Here is a 22,667-nt window from a genome sequence, read left to right as displayed (position 1 = left end):
AAACGGCGTTTCATTTTTATTGAAGTTCTATTTAAAATGGGTTTTAATAGCATCATTAAGTAGCAATAGTTTACTAAGTCGTAATCGCGCAGGTGGTGAAAATGAATACACATCCGCAAGTTGCCGTTATTGGCGAATGCATGGTTGAGTTGCAAAAATCGGGTGAACTTTATAGACAAACATTTGGTGGGGATACACTCAATACCGCGCTATACCTGTCTCGTTTAACTAAAGATCACGGTGTGACAACCCGTTACATCACCGGTTTAGGTCAGGATCCATTCAGCCAGCAAATGCTAAGCAGTTGGCAACAAGAAGGCATCAATACTGAAGAGGTCTTTATTTCGGACAAACATTTGCCTGGGATGTATTTAATCGAAACTTCTGCTGATGGCGAACGCCGCTTTTTCTATTGGCGCGATAATGCCGCGGCAAAATTTTGGCTTGATGCCGTTTGTCTTGACCACAACAGCAAAGCCCACACACAGCAAATCCTAAATTCGCAACAATTTATCTATTTAAGTGGCATCAGCCTAGCCATTTTACCTAGCGCTTCACGCCAGTTGTTATTTGAAATGTTACAGCAAGCTAAACAGCATGGTGCCCAAATTGTGTTTGATAATAACTATCGCCCCGCACTTTGGTCTTCCAAACAAGCGGCACAACAGGCTTATCAGCAAATTTTAAGCTTAACCGATATCGCTTTTCTGACCTTTGATGACGAACAACTGCTTCACGATGATATTGATGAAACTGATGCAATTGCACGTACCCAACAATATGGTGTGAACGAAATAGTGATCAAGCGCGGTGCTGATGCCTGCTTTGTGATTATCGATAACGAACGTATTGAAGTCCCTGCGAATAAAATCAACCACGTGGTTGATACCACTGCAGCAGGGGATTCTTTCAGTGCCGGCTACCTTGCTTGCCGTATTTTAGGTGGCAACCCATGCGAAGCGGCAAAAACAGGTCATTTACTGGCTGGAACCGTCATCCAACACCGGGGAGCGATTATTCCATCCGAAGCCATGCCAACCACTGCTTTAGAAACATGTTAAGAGGCTTTAACCATGAATCAATTACTTGAAAGAATTAAGAAACTCAATGTTGTTCCTGTTATCACCATTAATAATGCAGAGCATGGTGCGCCATTAGCAAAAGCTTTAGTGGAAAATGGCCTGCCATGTGCAGAGGTCACCTTCCGCACCCCTGCCGCGGTACAAGCGATTAAAAATATGCGTGCTGCTTACCCTGAATTACTGATTGCCGCAGGTACGGTATTAACCACAGAGCAAGTTGACCAAGCCATTGAAGCGGGTGTAGATTTTATCGTCAGCCCGGGTTTTAACCCAAAAATTGTGGCTTATTGCCAACAAAAGAACGTGATTATTATTCCTGGGGTGAATAACCCAAGCTTAGTGGAGCAAGCCCTTGAATTTAATCTCACCACGTTGAAATTCTTCCCAGCCGAAGCCTCTGGCGGGGTTGCCATGCTCAAAGCACTCAGCGCCGTTTACCCGGTTAAATTTATGCCAACTGGCGGTATTGGTGTGAAAAATATAAAAGAATACACCGCATTACCGTCTGTATTAGTGTGCGGCGGTTCATGGATGGTACCGAATGAATTAATTGACAGTGAAAACTGGCAAGAGCTCGGCAAACTCATTGCCGAAGCCGCAACTATTTAATTAACAATAAAAATCTCGTTGTCGTTATTGTGCCCTTACTGGATGGTAAGGGCTTTTTTGTTGTTCGTGTTCATTAAAATATTGTTTAATTATTAGCTTTATCAAATTAGTCAAAGAATATAATACAATTTACTAATAATTTAGATTATAGATTTACTTAAATAATTTATAAATAAATAAGAGTTGAATGAAACTGCATACATTTTATTTTCGCAGAAGAAAACCAATAAAGTTTATTTTATTAATACTACTTATATACCCCATTAAAAATCTTATTAACTATCTAATAATATAAATTTCAAATAACACTTCGGCAACGAGAAAGTACTTCCTTTATGGCTTCACCGAGTTCTTCATCAGAAACACTATCCGGCAAAACAATATAGTCATCCTCAGTAAACCCATCCCCCGTCCATGTTTCTAATTTTTTATGGAGTGTTGGCCTTAATGTTAAAAAACCATTTTTCTCTTTAATATTGCATAACATCATTGATTGATAAAAGTTTTTTTTATTTTTGAAACCAAGAGAAGATAAGTTTTCACTGAGCCATTTTTTTTCACACTCTGCAAGGCGATCTCTATTAAAAAAAAAGCTATCTACATGAGGATCTATAACTCTACATTTTTTTAGAGCAACTTTAGATAATTTACCTAGCTCACTATTTGTGACTTTTTTATTAACTGATACTATAGGAACCGTATCATCTACTACAAATAAATGATACCCTGACAAAACCATAATAAAATAAAAAAAATCATTTACTCGAATGGATATATTATTTCCAGAGTCATTGTTTTCCATCTCTCCCCCCTATTTTACTACTGTAATTTTCATATTAATATTATTCTCTATAGAATAAGCTATGGATTTATTAATTTCCACCCATTGAGCTGAAGTTGTTTTACTTGGGATTGCTATTTCTATAGTCCTTAGTTTGATATCTGAATTTAATAGTGTGAGCCTTGATTGGTCTATCCCTTTAAAATTAACCACATCATTTATATATCCGTTTATTTTTGAACTGATCTTAACTGGGTTTTGATATGTTTTAGCTCCCGTATCTAATGTTTTTACACTTATCGCTTCTTTATTTTTTGTGAAATAGTCAAATGTTTCCGTCCCCGCAGGTAACCTTTCACTATCCGCTAGTTTTCTAGATTTACCAATATAATCTTCAAATGGATAGCCTTGCTTGTAAACGCCTTCACTACAGCCTAGACATTTTACTTGACCACACTTCGGCAACGAGAAAGCACTTCCTTTATGGCTTTACCTAATTCTGCGTTTGTTACTGTATCCGGTAAAATAATATCATCATCATCACTATATCCATCTCTCGTCCAATCTTTTAGTTTTTTATGCAAACTAGGTTGCAATATAATGTTACCATTAATTCGTTTAATACTGCATGACATCATATTTAAAAAAAGTGATTTTATACTTTTAAACTTACATTTAATTAACACATCACCAACCCACTCTTTATAGTCTTCATCAATCCTCTTCCTATCAAAAAAATCAGAATTTTCATACGGATCTATAATTCGACACTGACTTAATGCTAACTTTAACATTTCACCTAACTTTTCTTCAGCAGTATCTTTTTCCAAACAATAAACGGGCGTCTCATTATCTCTAACAAAAAAATGATATCCCGAAAGAACAAATATAAAATAAAATCGTTCGTTAACTCGGATTGATACATTATCCCCAGAATCATAATCAAGCATATATTGTTCCTTACTTAACAACCGTTATATTAAGTTTTATGTTTTTATCATTAGCGTAAATTATTGATTTATTAATTTCAATCCATTGTGCTGGAGTAGTTTTACTACGGTATAGCTAACTCTATCGTTTTATTTTTTACACTTGACTTTTCAAGCTTAAATTTAATGCTGTTTATTCCTTTGAAATTAACCACATCATTTATATATCCGTTTATTTTTGAACTGATCTTAACTGGGTTTTGATATGTTTTAGCTCCCGTATCTAATGTTTTTACACTTATCGCTTCTTTATTTTTTGTAAAATAGTCAAATGTTTCCGTCCCCGCAGGTAACCTTTCACTATCCGCTAGTTTTCTAGATTTACCAATATAATCTTCAAATGGATAGCCTTGCTTGTAAACGCCTTCTCCAAAAGCCATATAGGTTTTTCTACCGTCCGGCTCAATTCTATATATTTCTTTGATATCTATAATAGGCCAAGATTTTTTACCATTCAATAGCGCATCAACATATCGGCCTGAATTCGCTGATATGCTAGCAGCACTTTTAACAGTAACAATATATCCTGCTACCTTAGTAAATAGTTGACCAGTTTCTAAACCCGCATTAAACGCACCATCAGCTCCAGCTTTCTGATATTCGATTTCAATTTTATTAATTCGATTTAGAATATCTTGTTTTTCACCCTCAGCTATATCACTGAACATTGTTTCACTTGTTAATAAAGCACGTATCCCATCCCATGTTTCTTCATAATTTATTGTTCCATTTACAACATCTTTTAATGTATCCCATAACTCTGCAGGAACTCCCGCAACGAAACCGGCAGCAAAAATACCATCCTGATGACTACTGGCTAATCCCCATTTGATATGGATCCCAGCACGCTTAAAAAGATTAGGCTCAGCAGCTAGCTCTTTTTCCATTAACTCACGTTGCTTGTGAGATAAATAGTTATAACGAAAAGTATTCTCAGCACTATTTGCTGCGCTATAAACCCCTCCGGGTTCGCCAGTAAATATCGCACCTGCAAATCCGCCAAAAGCTTTCGCCATTTGAGCTTTTTGTTCTGCTTTCTTTTTCCATTCATGCGCCTGAATTAAATTATCATCTAGAGCAATCGCTGCAAATTCCGCAGCGAGAGCACCAACAACAGCACCTTTTGTATTTTTACCTGAAAGCTCAGCAGCAAGCCCGCTCACAGCAGCGTGACTGAGCATTTTCCCTGATTGACCTAAAATTTGCCCATTATCGCCAATTAGCCTAGCACCCTCTGCATTCAGTTGATTAGCGACATTACCTAAAAATGCATTTTTTAAATTTTGAGTAAAACTGCCACCTTGAATTGATGTATTAATGCTTGAACTAACAACAGATTGTGCCGCAACACGTTGTGCCACATTACTCCAATCACCATCACTCAATAAAGGTAGCTTCGCTTCAGCCCCAGTTCCTGCTCCCCACTCCATATGAACATCTAAACCACTGAGTGCGCCGGAAACAGCCATCTGGGTAATAATCGATTTAACCGTTTCGCTCCGGCCTAATGTATTAAATGTTTTTGTTAAATCTCCTTTATTTTCAACCAATGCATTAGCTGTTTGAGCTGATAAAGCCATCACGCCACTATAAGCCGCTCCGGATATTGCACCTCCTGTCACACCACTAGATCCGGATGATGCCCAAGCTGCAAACTCGGTTGCCGTTCCGTGAGTCATTGCTGCAACTGAAATCATAATCAATGCTGACACTACAGGGTTTAAATGCTGACTTTCATAATCCCATTGCTCATAAGCATCTTTAACAATATCCCATTGGATATCTTTACGATCTTTTAAACTGGCTAGCCATTTAGTTTCATCCCTTTTCCCTAATTCATTAAGGACACTTTCTAAATTTTGAGCATTTTTAGCTTTAACATCTGCACTCACACCATTCGCGGCACCAACAGTCAACGCACCACCAATATGTAATGAGGGTAATACCCATGAGTCCTCTTTATATCCCTTATCCCGGTGAGTAATATAAAAGCCAGTTGAATTAGAAATGACTTGCTCAAACTTACTATTTTTAACTGCTTTAAAATTCACCTTACCAGTCTGGCTCGTTATCTTTGCATTTTGTCTGGTGTTGAGTTTTGTAGCTTCTAATGTGATATCGTCTTTGGCAAATAAGTTGATATCTTTATTTGCGACAAATTCAGAGACTTTATTCGTAGCAGATTGAAAGTTTTTTATTTCATGGGTCGAACCCCAGAAGCATGATTTTATACCTAAAAAACGATTGCAATATTTGCGCTCTTCCTCCCACTTAGTCGTTTCAATCATAGATTGTGCGTAAAGGATCCCCCCCTTAGCTGCAATATCAATAAAGCCTTTCGCTGCAAGTTTTGTTGCTTGAAATAATGTACTACCATTTGACAATAAAGTGATATTTTTCCCGCTATGAATTTCTGATCTACGTTGTTCCCTTTTATCTGTATTATTTTTTCGACTTTCCTCTGTTAATGCTTCAAACTTGATATTGTTATCACTTGTAATTGTGATATTTTTACCTGCTTCTAACTTAGCGCCTCGACTAACAAAATCTCCAGCAGAACTTAAAACAATATCTTTACCACTCTCTATTGAAGTGACTAAATTTTTCCTTTCATAAAAATTCCTAGTTGGAAAGTCAGTCAAGGAATATGATGTAGAATCAAGAGTAAGTTGTTTGCCCGCTGATAGTGTGATGTTTCCCCCACTCGAAAGGTTAGCTGAAATAATCCCCATATCTTCACCACTCATCATAGTGAGATCTTTTTTAGCGGAAATGGGAGCAATTAGTTTCTGTATTTGTGAATGAGATAATACTCGCGTTAATTCATTCGCTTTTTCTGGTAAAAAATATGCATCTAGTGTGTCCGTAAGAACAGCATCATATTCACCAGACGAGAATCGAGGTCTAATTGAAAGCTCAGAGCCATTTATAAAATTAATGTTATTATTAGAATAAAAACCATAACCTGATGAAAATAAATTACCACCCGCTTGAAGCAATAAGTCTTTATTTGTTTGTATTTTCCCTCTATTGTTAAGAAAGTTATTAAAATTAGTTTTATATTTTTCACTATCCCATAACTCTTTAACTCGTATCTTAGGGGTATTTATATCGTTTTCCAAAAACAATATATTTTCACCTGCATTTACAGAGAAATTATTTAGAGGTTTTATCACTGAATCGAGGAAAATTACATTTCCTTTTGCTTGCACTAAGATATCATTTTTAACTGAAATATTTCCTTCATATGCTTTCCCATTTTTATTGTAATATCTTTCAGGCGTGTCATTTGAAATCAACACACTGCCTTGTAAAGATTTTATAAACGCATTATTTGCATTTACTTGACTATTTTTCCTTACTTCTATATTTTTATCAGCTGAAAGAATAAAATCATGCTTTGTATCTATTTCTGCATTTTCTAAATCAATATTTGTATTAGAAAATATGTATACATCCTGTTCGGATTTTAACCCATGATTAATTTTAACATTACCCCCCTTGATAAAAACATTTTTAGCAGTAACAATATTAGTTACATCCTGAATGATTTCTTTATCTTTTGGTAGAACGATGAAAGGTTTATCATCATAATAATCAAGGTGAGAATAGCGATTAGATGGATATAGCTTACTTGCTTTTGAGTTGCCATAATCAGGTTTATTAATAATGCCTTTAACAAAGCCATTACCTAGTGATATTCTATCATTGGATGTATATCTAAAATCCACATCCTCTAAGAAATCACTCATAAAATTATTACCTGCGAAAATACTGGCAGGAGCATAAATAGGGTAGTCTATTTGGCGTAATGCAAAAGTCTCATCAGGTAGTCTATACCCAGTAATACTATAATCTATAAATTGATTGCTAATGGCAGGGCTATCTGTGAATGTTAATTCATTCCGCATGGCATTTGGTGTAAACCTATAATAACGCTCATGTTCGTTTTGAACTAATAAACTACTATTTATGAAGCTCCTCCCTGTCAATATCATATTTTCTTTTGATTTTATATTACTACCATAGTTTAATAATTCATTAGCGGATATATATAAGTTCTTACCAGCCAAGATATCACCTGTTTTACCAATGGTTTTATAGGCATATTTATAATTTCCTAGGTTAATAACAGGTAGGGAAGAAATGGGAACTGTACCACCAAGCAATCTATTTAAAAACTCCAAGTTTCTTTTTGGGTCACTAATCCCAGAATTGACAAAATAACTATTTTGCCAGTCTCTAAAATCATAGGCGGGCACATCATAATTATGTGTCAGAAAATAAAGAACTCCATCATCTGTTATTCCTTCTTTTATCGGGTTTAAAATAATGGGATTTTTAAATTCCTTACCCACTGCATCATTGGAAAAAACAGATTTTTTATCATCACTACCTTGAGCGGTAAAATATAGTCCCTCTAAGCTTCGGTTATTTGCAACCTCTTTCGCTCTAACAACCAAGTCTCCCTTTTCTGTTTTAATCGTTGCGGACTTGTTTACGATAGATTGACTTAAATCTCCAATTGCATTTTTCTGTATCCACAAATTTTCTTTCGCTTGAACAAGTGCTTTTTCACCCGTATTTTTAATTGTATTAGAAAAAATACGCATGTCCTTACCTGCTATAATCTCGCCTTCATTGATTAAAGAATTTGTCGCAAGGGTAATATCATTTTCCGCATTTAATTTTGCATTTTTCTTAATATAGAGTTCTTTACCACTAACATTAATTTCATTTTTTGATTGAATATTACCATTTGTTGTAATTTTCCCATCAGCAGTTAGTATTAAGCTCCCTTGAGTGGTGTAAATGTTATTTAAATTGACTCCTATACCTGATGCTGTACTCGTTAATTTTATTTGGCCAGCATACATGCCTCCAAGTGCTTTTGTATCAATAGCAATAATAGGGCTTTGTATTTCGCCATTAATTGATGTTACAGTTCCTTTTTGGAAATCAATACGATTATTCCCATGCATCAATGAGACATTTTTCCCTTTAATTTGTCCATTAAGAACCATTGCTTGGCTAATAATATCCGTATAATTTGGGGTTTCGGCATTCATTCCTTTATTGCCAATGGTGATCGTCCCTTTTTTTACTTCAATAGCAGATAATTGACCGTCGCTACCAAGAAATGGTTTTCCTGTTGTTAGGGTGAGCGCGGGAACATTGATAAAGCTACATCCATTGCACGTTATTCCATTTGGGTTTGCTATAATCACATTCGCAGATTTTCCCGCCACTTCCAATTTTCCAAGTAACTGGGACTGACTATTTCCTACAACTTCATTAATAATCAGTTCTGCATTAATTTCTCTTAACCTATTGTTTCCATTTATGTCCCCTGCGAGTTGAGTTTTTACTGTATTCTTTGAATTATTTAATATAATACCTTTTTCAAGGATATTAAATTGTTGGTATTTATTATGCGAAATACCATTTTCATTTGGAGTAGCTATATTAACAATAGTGGTGCTGTTTTTTTGATAAACTGAAGAGTCATTCCCTGAAATTAAAACATTACTACCCCAAGATGGATTAATCGGAAATAATATAAATAAACACATCAGATAGTAGATAATAAAACGCTTCAAACGTGGTATTTTATGTTCAACCATAAACTTCTCCTACATAGATTATGAGTTAACTTGAATATTCCAATGTAATGACCAATTATTTACCTTTAATTTCGATGGATAATACAAGGGAGTGCTAGAATTCTTTGTGTTCTAACTTCATTAACTAAAACATATGATGAGTTTAATTCCATTTTTTTAATACTATTTTCATTTCTTCCTTCTTTTTTAACGGCTGGTTTTATAATTCTTTTCTTTGATTTAATTCTGATATCAATCTTGGATTTTTATCTTGAGCATGGATATCCCTGAAAATTGATAGTGACGTCAAAAAAGAATAAGCATATTTATTAAAAGTGAATATCAAGCTTATTATTTTCATAAAAATGATAATAGTATTTTTCATGTATATGTCCCTATATGACCTAGCATAAAAAATAACGATGATAAATATATCAAGCAAGCATCAAATTTATTATATGTCTTATAAAAATTAAAAACATGATTAGTTTAAAAAACAAATAGCAACTATAACCACCACAAACCTAATTTACTTATTAAGGCTTGTGGTGGTGAATAATTAAATTATTGGCTAACTAACCAATAAAACGTTTTAACTGTAAACGCAACATCTCATTTTCGCGTCGGAGTATTTCATTTTGATCCATTAGGCTCATAGCCATTGCGATGCCCGGCCAGTCAATTTCTAATTCATGGTAAAGACGCACGGCTCTTCTCACAATGACTACCGCTTGGTCGTCAAACAACCATTCATTAGTAGTTTCAATAGGTTGAATTATCCCAAGGCCGACAATTTCCTGTAATTCATCTTCAGCAATACCGGTATGAACGCAAAAATCAATAACGGTTAATGTGGTTAACTGTTCCATTATTTTCCTCCCCAATTTTTACGCGGGTCAAAGTGCGTATGGCTCTCAGCCAACTTCTGCCATAGCGCATCCGACTCTGCATTACTGCTATTTGGCATCACGATTTTTATAATCGCATACAGATCCCCAGCTGTGCCTTTATGTTTCAGCCCTTTACCTTTAAGGCGTAATTTTTGGCCAGCTTGGCTATTAGCAGGAACGGTGATCACAATCGGGTCTTTTAATGTTGGAATGGTGACTTTAGTTCCGAGGGCTGCCTCCCATGGCGCAAGCGGCACGACCACTTCTAAATCGTGGCCTTTGATATCAAATAATGGATGTGGTGCAATGCGGATGGTTATCCATAGATCGCCATTTTCACCGCCATTTTCACCCGCTGTGCCTTGCCCTTTTAAGCGAATACGTTGCCCATCAATCACCCCTGCCGGGATAGTCACATTAAGTGTTTTGGGAACTTCATTTTCGATAAAACCAAAAGCGTTATAGACGGGTAAGTTATAGCTAATGGTACGTTTATGTGGTTCTTGGGTTTCTTCAAGGAAAACAGCCAGTTCAACTTCTAAGTCCTGCCCGCGGTGACTATGTGCTTGCCTTGAGCCACCACGTGCACGTTGGGAAAACATTGATGAAAAAATGTCATCAAAACCACCCGCATCAAACCCTTGCTGAGAATATGTGTGGCTTTGTTGACCTTGGTTGGCTTGGTTAAAATAGGGATCATTTCTGTGCTCCCACATTTCATCGTATTCCGCGCGTTTTTCTTTGTCGCTGAGTACCGCCCACGCCTCTGCAATTTCTTTAAATCGCGCTTCTGCATTTGGCTCTTTACTGACATCGGGGTGATATTTTCGCGCTAAACGGCGATACGCGGTCTTAATGGTTTTTAAATCATCGGTGCGCTTAACACCCATGATGCTGTAATAATCCTTTAGTTCCATAGTCATATCTCGTTCACTTATCTGTTGAATAGAATTCTTATGGTATTTACCCAATTGGGTTAAACATCACAACGACCTTGAATTTAACTTAGGACATTTACGCAGTAATTGGAATAGCTAGGCCATGATAAAATTCCACAAAAAACAGGAAATTTACGCTATTTCAGGCTAAACCTATAAGAGTGCCGTTTGATTAATAGGGGAACTCTATGGATGCGCTTGCCAATCGCCTGAACTATAAAGTCAATTTTGCCATATCTATTGAGGATTTTATTCGATTAATTCGCCAGTCACCATTTAAAGAAATGGTGCCAACCGATAATCTCACTCAATTAGATGCAATGTTGAATAACGCGGATTTATTGGTTAGTGCATGGGATGAGGAACAGGTGGTCGGTTTTGTCCGCACGGTGACGGATTTTAGTTCTTGCTGTTATATCTGCGAACTGGCCGTTGATATGCATTATCAAAAACACGGTATCGACCGCCAATTAATGCGCCTCGTCGCTGAAGAACTCCCCGCCGACTGCCAGATTTTATTTTTCTCCACCGACAGCAACCTCACCGAATACTTAAAACTGGGGTTCACCCAATCCCCAAGAGCATGGCACACCACGGCAGAGAATTTTTTGGTTAGATCGGCAGAGCTGGATGAATAATAGAAAGTAAAATTACTAAAAACGTAGAAAATGATAGAGTGATAAGCAACTCATCCCGTTAGTAAAAGACTGACATAGACACATAAAAACAAATTTAATTTAAATGAGCATTAAAATATCTCGATACTGATGCTCTAAATAATTTGTGCTACAGCTAGGCGGCAAGCTAGTTTAGCCCTAGGAGCATACACAAGTATGGAAAACACGGGGAATATCTCAAAAACGGTTTCAATTTAGGTTTTATTAAAAACTCCCCTAATGCGGATGCTCTAAATAATTCGTGCTACAGCTAGGCGGCTAGCTAGTTTAGCCCTAGGAGCATACATCAGTATGTGACTAGGGTGAACTAGTGAAGCCAACAACGCTGTGGTGCGAAGTATGACGAGCATCACTTCAATTTGCCGCGGAGGCGTTTTACAGCCTGACTATGCAGCTGACTCACCCTTGACTCCCCCACCTCCAACACCGCGCCAATCTCCTTCAAATTCAGCTCTTCTTGGTAATACAGCGTCAGCACCATTTTCTCGCGCTCAGGCAGCTGCTCAATCGCCGCCGCAATTTGGTCACGCAAGCTGGAGTCCAGCAACAAGCTCAACGGGTTACCGCCGTCATCTTCATCCATTTGTGGCTCACAGCTTTCCCCGTGAATTTCATGCCACTCATCATAGGAAAACAGTTGGCTATTATTGGTGTCTAGTAGCGCTTGGCGATACTCCGCAAGGTCAATATCCAGCGCTTTGGCGATTTCCGGCTCAGTCGCACTTCGCCCTAACGATTGTTCCAGCGCACCAATGGCTTTGGTCATTTCACGCGCTTGGCGGCGCACACTGCGCGGCACCCAGTCACGACTACGCAGTTCATCTAGCATCGAACCCCTAATTCTTTGCACCGCATAAGTGGCAAATGACGCCCCTTGGGTGACATCGAAACGTTCCAATGCATGTAGTAAACCGATGCCCCCCGCTTGAATTAAGTCGTCGATATCAACACTGGCGGGTAGTCTGACTTGCAGTTTCAGGGCTTCATGGCGTATTAGAGGGTAATAACGCTCCCATAGGCTATTTTTATTAATCACACCTTCGGCAGTATACAAATCACTCACAACCTGAATCACCCTTCAAGCTCTATAAAAGTTATTCATTATCTGTGTTGGTTTTGAATTCAATCCGTAGAGTAAGGCACTAAATGTGGCTTTATTTGCCTTATCCTAAATAGGTAAAATTTGAATGATTGCAATGTTAACGATTGTTTTAACACAATTTTTAGGGAATTTTACTGGTAATACAAGAGGGAGTAGTTGTTTTGTTGAGATGTGATTTTGTCATTAAATTGCAGATTTGGGCTTTAGACTTTGTTATTGACTAAATTAGCCTTCTTAAAGCAAGTAAAGTTATCGGTAAGCAGCAAGCTAGCTTAACACTAAGCATGAGAACCAAAGTAAACATAGCACTAGATATGGAAAATAATGACAAAGAAAATAATCAGATTAATGGATTATATATAAATAATATCATTATTAAATACAATTAATATTAATTAAACATTAAGTTAATTCGGACTAACAAGGTAAACAACTTATTATTTGACAGATTTAACTTATATAATGTATTTTTACATTCACTAATGTAATAGCATATTAGTTTAATTAAAAAGTAAAATAACATATAGATATTTTGAGGTTATTATCTTTTAATTTAAACTTAAATAATTAAGAAGAAAAATGATATACAAAATATATTTCTTTTATTTTTTCTATCTTTTCCCAATGTGGATATCCAAAACATTGCAGCCTATCTACTGGGAACAGCAGGCGCAATTAACGTTATTTTCAATTTCGTACGTAATGATGGCAATTGCGGGGGCCTGCTCACTACTTTATGCCAAAGGACTGTCCCAAATTGGCACTAAGCATGGGTTAATGGTGGGCTTTTTTCTATATGGAGGCGGCCTTGTTCTTAGAGCCTATCCCACAGGCATGGCTATCGCTGTCACGTCAGGTTTGATGGCAGGGATGGGTGCGAGTATTATCGCTATTGCACTTAAATCACTGATTTTTAATATTGATAAACAGGAACAAAATAAAGTCCTGCTACACACCGATAATTTAAGCACAATTGCACAAAGCCTTGGGGCTTTTATTGCAGGAGGGCTAGTGACGATTTTATCAATTATCGATCAAACTCCATATCGTTCCGCCTTATTGATTAGCGGGGTCATGGTATTAATCGCCATTGTAGCCATTCCTTCATTAAAAATACCAAAAACTGAGAAACCATTAGTAAAAAAAGGCTCCCAAAAAGGCACTTCATTTTTTCATTTTCTCAATAAAGCAGATTTAGTTTTATTTATTGCATTTATTATCAGTGGCACCAGTTGGGCGTTGATCTTACCCATTATCCCAGTGTATTTAAAAAACATGCATTTTTCAGATGCGAATGTTGGCCTTGTGATGTCATTAGGCATTATTTCTGGGCTAGTACTCAAAAACCTTTTTATGTTTATTTTTTCTGACAAAGATAAACCTATCTCATTACTTGTTTTTTCTGTTTTATGCATGCTGATGCTCTATGGCATGTTTTGGTCAATAAAATTTAGCTCCCCGATTGTTTTCGCCATCTCGGTTATTGCCATGTATATGTTTAGAACCGTTTGCTCACTATTAATTAATTTGGTTGAGATGGAGATCGCCCGCAAAGGGAATGCCGAACATATTTTTGGTTTAATACAAACCGCATTTTTGACAGGGGATATCTTTGGTGGAATTGCCCTACCCTATGTTTATGAGTCTGGTTTTCTGGTTAATTATCCTTTGGTTATTATTATATTTATTCTGTTATCAAATATATTAATTTACAGCTGTGCCAAAACCAGCGCTAAAAGCCATACAGAACTTGTCTGAAAATGCTTAAGCGAGCCCTAAATAATTCGTGGTGCGGCTAGGCGACGAAGGAGATTATCCCGATGAGCGTACATAGGTACGTGATTCGGGTGAGCGACTGAAGTCAACAACGCTGCGGCGCGAAGTATGACGGGCAAAGAAAAGGCCAGCAATGCTGGCCTTTAATCAGGAATACAAGTCTAAATTAACGTAACAGACTTAAAACACCTTGTGGAACCTGGTTAGCTTGTGCTAACACAGCAGTACCTGCTTGTTGCAGAATTTGACCACGGCTCATGTTAGAAACTTCTGTTGCGAAGTCAGCATCTTGAATACGGCTACGTGCTGCGCTCAGGTTGTTAACAGAGTTGTTCAGGTTATTGATAGTAGACTGCATACGGTTTTGGATAGCACCTAAGTCTGAACGCAAGCTGTCAACAGTTGCTAATGCTTTGTCTAAAGTATCCAGTGGTTTCATAGCATTAAGATCTTTTTCATCAAGAACTTTGCCAATCGTAAATGCAACCGTTGCATTATCAGCAGCGGTTGCGCCCTCTGTAATTTTTTGTGTCGCGGTTAAGGTAACTTCTTCACCTTTATCATTTTTACCAACAACATAAACTTCTGTTTCGCTCGCTTTACCTTCTGAATCTAATTTTTGATAGATTTTAGCATCAGTAATAGGCTTACCACCAACCTGTAATTTGTTGGCTTCTGTCTGTGCAGCTGTTGAATCAACTGGCTTACCTTTACTATATTTTAAAGCACTGTAATCCATTTCTTTGCCGAAAGAATTACCTGAGCTAGCATCAAAATCTTTAACACCTAAAACTTCAGTATCAATTTTTTTCAGATCGATAGCGATAGCTTCTTTATCATTTGTACCAACTTGAATCTTCATTGAAGTATCTTGGCTCAGCACTTTTACACCGTTAAACTGAGTTTGTTCAGAAATTCGATTGATTTCATCCAAACGTGCTTTAACTTCTTTATTGATAGACTCGATGTCGCTCTTAGAGTTAGTGCCGTTTTGTGCTTGGACAGTCAGTTCACGAACGCGTTGTAAGTTATCGTTAATTTCGTTAACCGCGCCTTCCGCAGTTTGTGCGATAGAGATACCGTCGTTGGCATTACGCGCAGCTTGAGTTAAACCTTTAACGTTAGCTGTGAAACGGTTAGCAATTGCTTGGCCTGCCGCATCGTCTTTTGCGCTATTGATACGTGAACCAGATGATAAACGCTCAATTGCAGTACCCAGTACGCCTTGTGAACGGTTTAAGTTGTTCTGAGTGGTCAGAGACAAAATGTTAGTGTTGATAACTTGTGCCATGATGTGATCCTTATTATTCAAATTAATGCGTTAAGCCAAAATGCTTAACTTGATGAATTTCGTCAGCAACTAGGTTATCGGCTACAAAAAAGTCCCCTTTAGGCTTTTTGATGAAAATTTTTATCTGTAAGGTTGGAAATGGCTTTACAGCCCGCTTTTAATGCCATTATTTTTAACACTTTCATTTTTAACACATCCATTTATTTTTATTAATTATCTTATTATTTATTTTCAATAGGGATAATTACCTACTTTTCTCTTATCAGCTCTCGCCATCACTCTTTTTCAGAATAGTCTAAAATTTTGCTCCGTTTTGCCGATAAGACTCTAAATAAATTTTATTTCAGAGTTTATGTCACAGACATAGAATAGGAGAAAACATGGCAGGAATATCCACACTCGGTATCGGGTCAAACTTAGATTTAAACGTACAAATGGACCAATTAGAAGCGATGGAGCGCCGTCGCTTAGAGCCACTGACCACACAAAAAGCCAGCTATGATGCACAAATTAGCGCCTTTGGCAAAATGCAGTCGTCCTTAGAAAAACTAAAAAAAGCCGCCGAGGACTTAAAAAAATACGGCGATATCAGCACCACCAAAGTGAATGGCGAATACAAAGCCTTTGACGTGAAAACTGACGGCAAAGCGGTAGCGGGTGTACATGATGTGATAGTCACTCAGTTAGCAAAAGCACAAACTATCGCCACCAAAGGCACACCTAACAATAGCAACAAAGAATTACTGGGCAATGGTGCACCTGAACGAACCATTACCATCACACAGCCGTCACAAAAAGAAGATAAAGACAAAATCGTTATCAAACTGGATAACGAACACACTTCATTGATTGAAATTGCAGATGCCATCAATAAAACCGATAAAGGCGTTTCCGCATCGGTCATTAAAGACAAAGACAATATTTACCATCTTGTTGTCACTTCTAAAAAAGAAGGTAGTGAAAACCGTATTAGCATCAATGTGGAAGGTGATGACAAACTTGCCGCTATTCTTAATGTTGAGTCTGAAATTGATGCAGATGGTAAGGTTACCTTAAAAAATGCCGACACCAGTGGTATGGTGCAAAAAGTGGCTCCACAAACCGCCTTACTAGAAATTGATGGTTTTAAATTAGAGTCGCAAACCAATGAAGCCAAAGACCTGTTTCCCGGTTTAACCTTAACGCTGAAAAAAGAAAGCGAAGACGGTAAAGCTGACCACCTAATTGTTTCTGAAGATATCGAACCCGCCAAAGGTAAAATTAAAGCGTGGGTCGATGCCTATAATGAATTCCAAACCTTAGCCAAAGAACTCACCAAATATACCCCAACGGAAAAAGGCACTGCGCCGGATAAAACTAATGGCCCACTGATTGGTGATTCCACTTTACGCATGATCCAAAGCACCTTACGCACGCAAGTTCGTATGCCACAAGCCAGTGGAGAAATTGATACTCTGAGCAAAATGGGGATTAAGCAAAAACTGGATGGCACCTTAGAAATTGATAATAAAGTGCTGGATAAAGTCCTCAAAGAAAACCCATCGAGTGCCAAAGTATTTTTTGCCGGTGACGGTAAAGAAACCGGTTTTGGTACTGAAAACTTTAACTACTTAAAAGACACCTTAGACAGCAAAGAAGGCACGCTGCACAATGCCACCGATGGCATCCAAAAGAAAAAGAAAAGCCTAGACAAACGTATTGAGCAAACCAATAAGCAAATCGAAAACACCATGGACATGTACCGTCGTCAATTCCAAAACCTCGATAAAATGATGACGTCACTGAATAGCACCAGTAATTCTTTAGGCCGATTATTAGGCTAATACTTTTAGGTTAAAAATATGTATCAACGACACGCACAGCAAGCCTATCAGCAGGTCGATTTGGAAAGTGAAATCACCAATGCGACCCCATACCAACTGATCCAAATCCTGTTTAAAGGGGCTCTAAGTGCCCTAAAACGTGGGGAAATTTTTATGCAGCAGGGTAAGGTGGCTGAAAAAGGTAAAGAAATCTCAAAAGCTATCGACATCATTGACACAGGGTTAAAGCAGTCGTTAAATTATGAAGCTGGCGGCGAACTTGCAGAAAATTTAGCGAGTTTGTATGAGTACATGACAATGCAGTTACTTCGCGCCAACCTCGAAAACAACGTGGCTTATGTCCAAGAAGTTTACCAATTACTCTCCGATATCGCCTCTGCGTGGCAACAAATCGGTGCAAATGTGGATGAAAGATAATCAGGTGGACAATAAAAATCCTATCGATTTACAAGAAATATACCGTAATGTCTTAGTATTAAGTGAAAATTTAGTTGCCTTAGCGCAATCCGGGGAATGGGAGACGTTGGTCTCCCGAGAGACAGAATATGTCCTTGCGGTGGAAAACCTCACCAAGTTAACGCAAGCGTTCGAACAACAGCAGCCCATCTCTGAAGAGTTTATTCAGTTACTGCATAAAATTATCGAAAATGAACGTGTTACTAAAGAATATTTACAACAGCATTTAAACTTTTTAAGCAAAGAAATTAAGCAATTAGACCAAAAACGGGTACTCAATAATAGCTATGGCCAATTTGATGAGCCTGACACCCCGTTAGTCGTTCGCCCCATGGAATGAATTTAAGTGTCAGGCCAACAAGCCTGACACCCTCTTCCTTTCAGATTACAGCCTACTGTTGCTGCTTTAAACGTTGCTGCTTTTTCAGTTTTTTCAACAGCATATTGCGTTTTAACGGAGACAAATGGTCAAGAAACACTTTACCGTGTAGGTGGTCGATTTCATGTTGCATGACAATCGCTAAGAACTCTTCGCTATCCACTTCAAACGCTTTACCGTGCCTATCGAACGCTTTCACTTTAACGCGCAGGAAACGCTCTACATCCGCGTAGATCTCCGGCACTGACAAGCACCCTTCTTGGTAGCTAGTTTCCCCTTCACTTTCGACAATCTCAGGGTTAACAAAAACCATGGGCTCATCACGGTTTTCTGAAATATCAATCACCATAATGGATTTAGTTTCAGCAATTTGCGTAGCAGCGAGGCCAATGCCGTTATCGGTGCTGTACATGGTATCTAACAAATCGTCGATTAAGGTTTGTACTGCAGCGAAATCTGTCACTGGGCTGCATTTAATGCGCAGTCGTTCATCTGGAATTTCAATAATTTCTCTTACTGCCATAATTTAAACCCTATAAATTCGATTACTTTTATTCAAATATCAATAATTCAAAATATTTTAAGCGGCAGTAGCGATATTCGATAGCCGCTAACTGCCATCACAACTCTGCCAGTGAAGTATGACGAACAGATAAAATATTATCGTCTTTCTATTTCATCAACAACATGCAAAAAATGGCATTGTTAATCAGAAAGAAATTTTCACTTTAAACATCAATAAATTATCACTAAGCTGTTTAGTTTAAACCCTTATGCCACACAAGGTACATAAAATTTCACAGAAAAATAACACGTTATTTGGAAAAAAACATCTAAAATAGAAAAATGGTGCTCCTTTGTAGGTTTCCAACTGTTTTTATTTTTATCGGCTAGTCGCAGTTATTTGCCTATGGATATTTAATTTTATGTTTTTTCATCATAAAAATACAGTTGGGCCACATTCAAATTATTTTCAAATTAATATACAACAAATAATAAGCAGAGTATCTTATAATTTAATTAATTTAAAAATTCAGATATATTTATAATAAAAATTTCACCGTCTTTATTCCAATCAAACACGAATATCCCGAATAATTATAATTTAAAAAATCGATTTTACCCGCCAGAAAAATGACCCTATTATAAATAAGTTGAGAAAAACAAATCCCCTCTTCATTCTTCTTTAGATAATATTTTAAATAATACGGAAATTAACACATGGAAAAGAAAGCATTAGCTCGTTATTTAGCTGTTATATTACTCAGCGGTTTGTCTTTCACTGCAGTAGCCAACACTACACATTCAAAGCCCGCACCAATATTAAGTGATATCAATGCACAAGGGATTAATAATAATACTAAAGGTGTTCATAATAACACTATAAGAATCATTCATATCAATAAAAAAATCGATGAGATAGATAGCGAAATTAACCAGATGAACTCAAATTTCAGTAGTGATATTGATAAATTAAATATAAGGCATCTTAATCTTAAATTAGAAACTAGGGGTATACGAAATGAGTTAGTGGAGTTACAAAGTACCGTAGACAGCTCTATACTCACTTCTTACAACATAAACGCCGAAAAAATACAAAACAACACTGATTTAATTAATGACCAAATCACATCAATAAACAAAGATAATGAAACAGAACACCATGCGTTTGACTCAAAATTAAAAGAAGTTGAATTATATGTACAAGGTGCATTAATTGGTGTAAATGCAGCCGACCAAGTCACCGAACAATTGAATACCAATATTCAGAATCTAGATAAAAAAGTCATTGGAAATACCTCGTCAATAAAGACTCTAAAAAGTGATGCGGCCAAAACACAAAAAGCGAACGAAGTTAAATTCACAAAATTAGAAAATAAATTTGACCATGGGGTCAGCCAGCTTGATAGCAAAATAGATAAACGTGCCCAAGAAGCCAATGCGGGTATTGCCTCCGTTGCTGCAATGAGCAATATCCCTTATGCAACAAATACCCGTTTTAGTGCCGGGGTTGGCGTAGGTAATTACAAAAATGGTTCTGCGATCGCTGCTGGGGCTCAATATCAACTAAAAGAAAATATCAACTTACGCAGTTCTGTTTCTTGGAATAACTCTGATTCTGCCGTTATCGGAGCGGGTGTCGCCTTCGGTTGGTAATTATCTAACCCCTATTTTTCATATAACCTTTATAAATTATTTATAAACATTAACCATAGTACCAATGATACATTGGTACTATTTTTAATCGCCCTAATCGGCCAATATCTAAATTAACTAGCTCTGCGTTGTAATTAATCTTGGTGATAAGTCACAATCGCAATTGGTGTTGGGTTAATGGTAACCCAAAGATTAGACATACCGACATGAGTTAGCGATGACTCACTTACTTTATTACAACTGGTTTCAGATTGGCATTTCGAGAGAAATTCACTGGCGACTTGCTGGCTAAGCCCTTGCTTTGTCAAATAACTCATTTCATTTTCTAACTTTTGTTGGAAGTCCGCAAAATCTGGTTTTGGCGAGGTATAATCTTCAACCCCAACAAGTGTAGTGGCAACTTGAATGAGTGCGCCATCATCAAAAGTTAGTTGGTTTTCATAGCTCCAATCATTAAAAGGTTTTTGCTGCCCAAAAGTACAAACTGTTTTACTGCCATTTGTTTGGCATTTCCCCGCCTTAATAAAACTGATGCTATCCATACTTTGCCCCCAGTTTAGGCCAAATGGTGCAGTCGATGTGGTATCACACCCTACTAATAACAACGCAGCAACCCCACCTACCATCCATTTCATACTCTCACCTCACTAGTCAATTTATCTCATGCTACAGGGTGAGGAGGCTAAATTGAAGTAAAAAAGTCATCAGCTATTAACTCAATCAACATTAATATTTATATTTTAAGTTATTTATTTAACACTGAATTTACATACAATTAATTATTATCAAAAAGATAAAGTTAATACAGATAAATCATCGTATACAGATTGCCAGATTTACTTTGGGTCTATACAATGCTCCGCTTTACAGGATCCCAGTACCACTGCAATACAGATAACTATCATATTATTAGTCAGTTACCCCTCTAGCAATACTTGAAACTCTCTAGATGGTTCTTGAATAACAAGATAGCTGAATCGTTACAACTTAGCTTTATAATTAATTGCTTTTGTAACGAGTGGATTCTGTAACTAACTGGTGGACTAACAAACATTCACCAATCTCATTGTTAACAAATAACCATAACGTAAAGTACAAATTGTGAAATTATTATTCTCTCTTTCTTTAACAACCGCCATTCTCTCCGGTATATGGGCTTGGGTTGCAGATAGCTTAGGGTTAATCGGCTGGGCCGGCTTTTTAGGCTGTACTGCGTATTTTGCTTACCCCAAAGATGGGCTTAAAGGATTAGGTATTACTGCACTAACCGTCAGTAGCGGTGTAGTTTGGGGGTTGGTGATCCTGCATAGCGGTGACTACCTGCAACACTTACCTCATTTTGTTGGGTACTTTGTTACGGGTATTGTTGCCTTTTTGATGTGTATGCAAGCTAAAAAACAGTGGCTTTCTTATATACCAGGCACGTTTGTGGGTACCTGTACTATTTTTGCGGCTGAAAGTGCTTGGTTGGTAACGATTCAATCACTATTAATCGGTGTGCTATTTGGCTTTGCAATGAAAAAAAGTGGGCTTTGGTTATTTAAAAAGTACTTATCGGATAAAAACTAAAAAAAACCGCCAATATGGCGGTTTAAATAAATCAATGAAACCAAGGGAATTTCAAACAGATTCGATATTACATTAAAATTGTCTAACAGCAATACATAACATTTTGATTTAACTAGTAATTAATCAAACATTAAACTAAGTACCCTTACTTATACCCACAAATATAATAATGATAAGTTTGTTAATAAAATGATAAAATTCGGACTTGAAATTCCAATTTAGATTAATAAAGCTTATACAACTGGTCAAACATCAGTCGAATTAATTCTTTTTAATATAATCATATAGTGAAATTCAGATTTTTCTGCATCCTTATATTATCAATAAAAAAGTAAAACCTTTTCTAAGTACCAATATGTTTTTCTTTTATTAATTGATAACTTAGACTATTAAACCAATCAAAAGTGAAATAAAAGCGTAATAAACCAATTAAATTTACATGGCTAGAACGTAAAATCAGAATCGTTTGAAAAACACACTTTCATTCCTCTGCTATACTTGAATAAGAATATCTTAAGACCTATAACTGAATGTAACGAAAGGAA

19 protein-coding genes are annotated in these 22,667 nt (G+C 37.0%); 9 read left to right on the top strand and 10 right to left on the bottom strand.

The features are described from left to right. Positions 1–101 precede the first annotated feature (101 nt). Both PSF31_RS05865 and PSF31_RS05860 read left to right on the top strand, forming a co-directional pair. Positions 102–1,061 carry a sugar kinase gene (locus tag PSF31_RS05865; protein WP_096865096.1) on the top strand — a complete coding sequence of 320 codons (960 nt, stop codon included), beginning with the start codon at positions 102–104 and terminating at the stop codon, positions 1,059–1,061. Between the two features lie 12 nt (positions 1,062–1,073). After that, positions 1,074–1,691, top strand: coding sequence for a bifunctional 4-hydroxy-2-oxoglutarate aldolase/2-dehydro-3-deoxy-phosphogluconate aldolase (locus tag PSF31_RS05860; RefSeq protein ID WP_096865095.1), 618 nt, complete (start codon positions 1,074–1,076; stop codon positions 1,689–1,691). A gap of 298 nt (positions 1,692–1,989) precedes the next feature. Here PSF31_RS05860 and PSF31_RS05855 read toward each other — a convergent pair whose 3' ends face one another. The 6 genes from PSF31_RS05855 to cbpA form a co-directional block, all read right to left on the bottom strand. Beyond that, entirely contained in the window at positions 1,990–2,493 is a 504-nt protein-coding gene (locus PSF31_RS05855; RefSeq protein WP_164560977.1) for a contact-dependent growth inhibition system immunity protein, read from the bottom strand. A gap of 9 nt (positions 2,494–2,502) precedes the next feature. Then, positions 2,503–2,937: a hypothetical protein gene (locus PSF31_RS05850; protein ID WP_164560976.1), complete on the bottom strand. Its 435-nt coding sequence runs from the start codon at positions 2,935–2,937 to the stop codon at positions 2,503–2,505. After that, positions 2,916–3,422, bottom strand: a complete 507-nt coding sequence (locus PSF31_RS05845) for a contact-dependent growth inhibition system immunity protein (RefSeq protein ID WP_096865237.1) — start codon at positions 3,420–3,422, stop codon at positions 2,916–2,918. Before PSF31_RS05845 ends, PSF31_RS05850 begins: the two co-directional genes overlap by 22 nt. A 104-nt stretch (positions 3,423–3,526) precedes the next feature. Further along, positions 3,527–9,085 (bottom strand): two-partner secretion domain-containing protein, encoded by a 5,559-nt coding sequence (locus PSF31_RS05840; RefSeq protein WP_272683180.1) that lies wholly within the window; start codon positions 9,083–9,085, stop codon positions 3,527–3,529. Positions 9,086–9,639: 554 nt separating this feature from the next. Further along, positions 9,640–9,933, bottom strand: a complete 294-nt coding sequence (locus tag PSF31_RS05835; protein WP_004255543.1) for a chaperone modulator CbpM — start codon at positions 9,931–9,933, stop codon at positions 9,640–9,642. Further along, positions 9,933–10,871 carry a curved DNA-binding protein gene (gene cbpA, locus PSF31_RS05830; RefSeq protein ID WP_096864744.1) on the bottom strand — a complete coding sequence of 313 codons (939 nt, stop codon included), beginning with the start codon at positions 10,869–10,871 and terminating at the stop codon, positions 9,933–9,935. Before cbpA ends, PSF31_RS05835 begins: the two co-directional genes overlap by 1 nt. 209 nt (positions 10,872–11,080) lie before the next feature. Between cbpA and PSF31_RS05825 the strand changes: the two genes are divergently transcribed. Next, positions 11,081–11,530: a GNAT family N-acetyltransferase gene (locus PSF31_RS05825; RefSeq protein WP_004255552.1), complete on the top strand. Its 450-nt coding sequence runs from the start codon at positions 11,081–11,083 to the stop codon at positions 11,528–11,530. A 388-nt stretch (positions 11,531–11,918) separates the two neighbouring features. On the opposite strand, the gene PSF31_RS05820 is transcribed toward PSF31_RS05825, so the two are convergent. Continuing rightward, a complete protein-coding gene (locus tag PSF31_RS05820) occupies positions 11,919–12,632 on the bottom strand; it encodes an RNA polymerase sigma factor FliA (RefSeq protein WP_096864743.1) in 714 nt (237 codons plus the stop codon). 618 nt (positions 12,633–13,250) lie between these two features. On the opposite strand from PSF31_RS05820, the gene PSF31_RS05815 reads away from it, so the two are divergent. Next, positions 13,251–14,429, top strand: coding sequence for an MFS transporter (locus PSF31_RS05815; protein ID WP_096864737.1), 1,179 nt, complete (start codon positions 13,251–13,253; stop codon positions 14,427–14,429). Positions 14,430–14,613: 184 nt separating this feature from the next. Here the strand turns inward: PSF31_RS05815 and PSF31_RS05810 are convergent, their stop codons facing one another. Beyond that, positions 14,614–15,738 (bottom strand): FliC/FljB family flagellin, encoded by a 1,125-nt coding sequence (locus PSF31_RS05810; RefSeq protein WP_096864736.1) that lies wholly within the window; start codon positions 15,736–15,738, stop codon positions 14,614–14,616. 380 nt (positions 15,739–16,118) lie between these two features. Between PSF31_RS05810 and fliD the strand changes: the two genes are divergently transcribed. The 3 genes from fliD to fliT are packed head-to-tail and all read left to right on the top strand — an operon-like array spanning position 16,119 to position 18,357. After that, positions 16,119–17,561 carry a flagellar filament capping protein FliD gene (gene fliD, locus PSF31_RS05805; protein ID WP_096864735.1) on the top strand — a complete coding sequence of 481 codons (1,443 nt, stop codon included), beginning with the start codon at positions 16,119–16,121 and terminating at the stop codon, positions 17,559–17,561. A gap of 18 nt (positions 17,562–17,579) precedes the next feature. Then, positions 17,580–17,978, top strand: a complete 399-nt coding sequence (gene fliS / locus PSF31_RS05800; RefSeq protein WP_004909969.1) for a flagellar export chaperone FliS — start codon at positions 17,580–17,582, stop codon at positions 17,976–17,978. Next, entirely contained in the window at positions 17,968–18,357 is a 390-nt protein-coding gene (gene fliT / locus PSF31_RS05795) for a flagellar protein FliT (RefSeq protein ID WP_096864734.1), read from the top strand. Before fliS ends, fliT begins: the two co-directional genes overlap by 11 nt. A 52-nt stretch (positions 18,358–18,409) precedes the next feature. Here the strand turns inward: fliT and def are convergent, their stop codons facing one another. Further along, on the bottom strand, positions 18,410–18,919 hold the full coding sequence (def, locus tag PSF31_RS05790) for a peptide deformylase (RefSeq protein ID WP_096864733.1): 510 nt from the start codon (positions 18,917–18,919) through the stop codon (positions 18,410–18,412). A 698-nt stretch (positions 18,920–19,617) separates the two neighbouring features. On the opposite strand from def, the gene PSF31_RS05785 reads away from it, so the two are divergent. Further along, positions 19,618–20,553: a YadA C-terminal domain-containing protein gene (locus PSF31_RS05785; protein ID WP_232062952.1), complete on the top strand. Its 936-nt coding sequence runs from the start codon at positions 19,618–19,620 to the stop codon at positions 20,551–20,553. Between the two features lie 134 nt (positions 20,554–20,687). Here the strand turns inward: PSF31_RS05785 and PSF31_RS05780 are convergent, their stop codons facing one another. Next, complete coding sequence (locus PSF31_RS05780; RefSeq protein WP_096864732.1) at positions 20,688–21,188, bottom strand: hypothetical protein; 501 nt, start codon at positions 21,186–21,188, stop codon at positions 20,688–20,690. Positions 21,189–21,654: 466 nt separating this feature from the next. Between PSF31_RS05780 and PSF31_RS05775 the strand changes: the two genes are divergently transcribed. After that, complete coding sequence (locus PSF31_RS05775; RefSeq protein WP_004255576.1) at positions 21,655–22,122, top strand: DUF1097 domain-containing protein; 468 nt, start codon at positions 21,655–21,657, stop codon at positions 22,120–22,122. The last annotated feature ends 545 nt before the right edge of the window (positions 22,123–22,667 follow it).

The organism is Providencia sp. PROV156, from assembly GCF_028480905.1.
Lineage (GTDB): Bacteria > Pseudomonadota > Gammaproteobacteria > Enterobacterales > Enterobacteriaceae > Providencia > Providencia hangzhouensis.
This window is presented reverse-complemented; position numbering and strand designations above follow the sequence as displayed.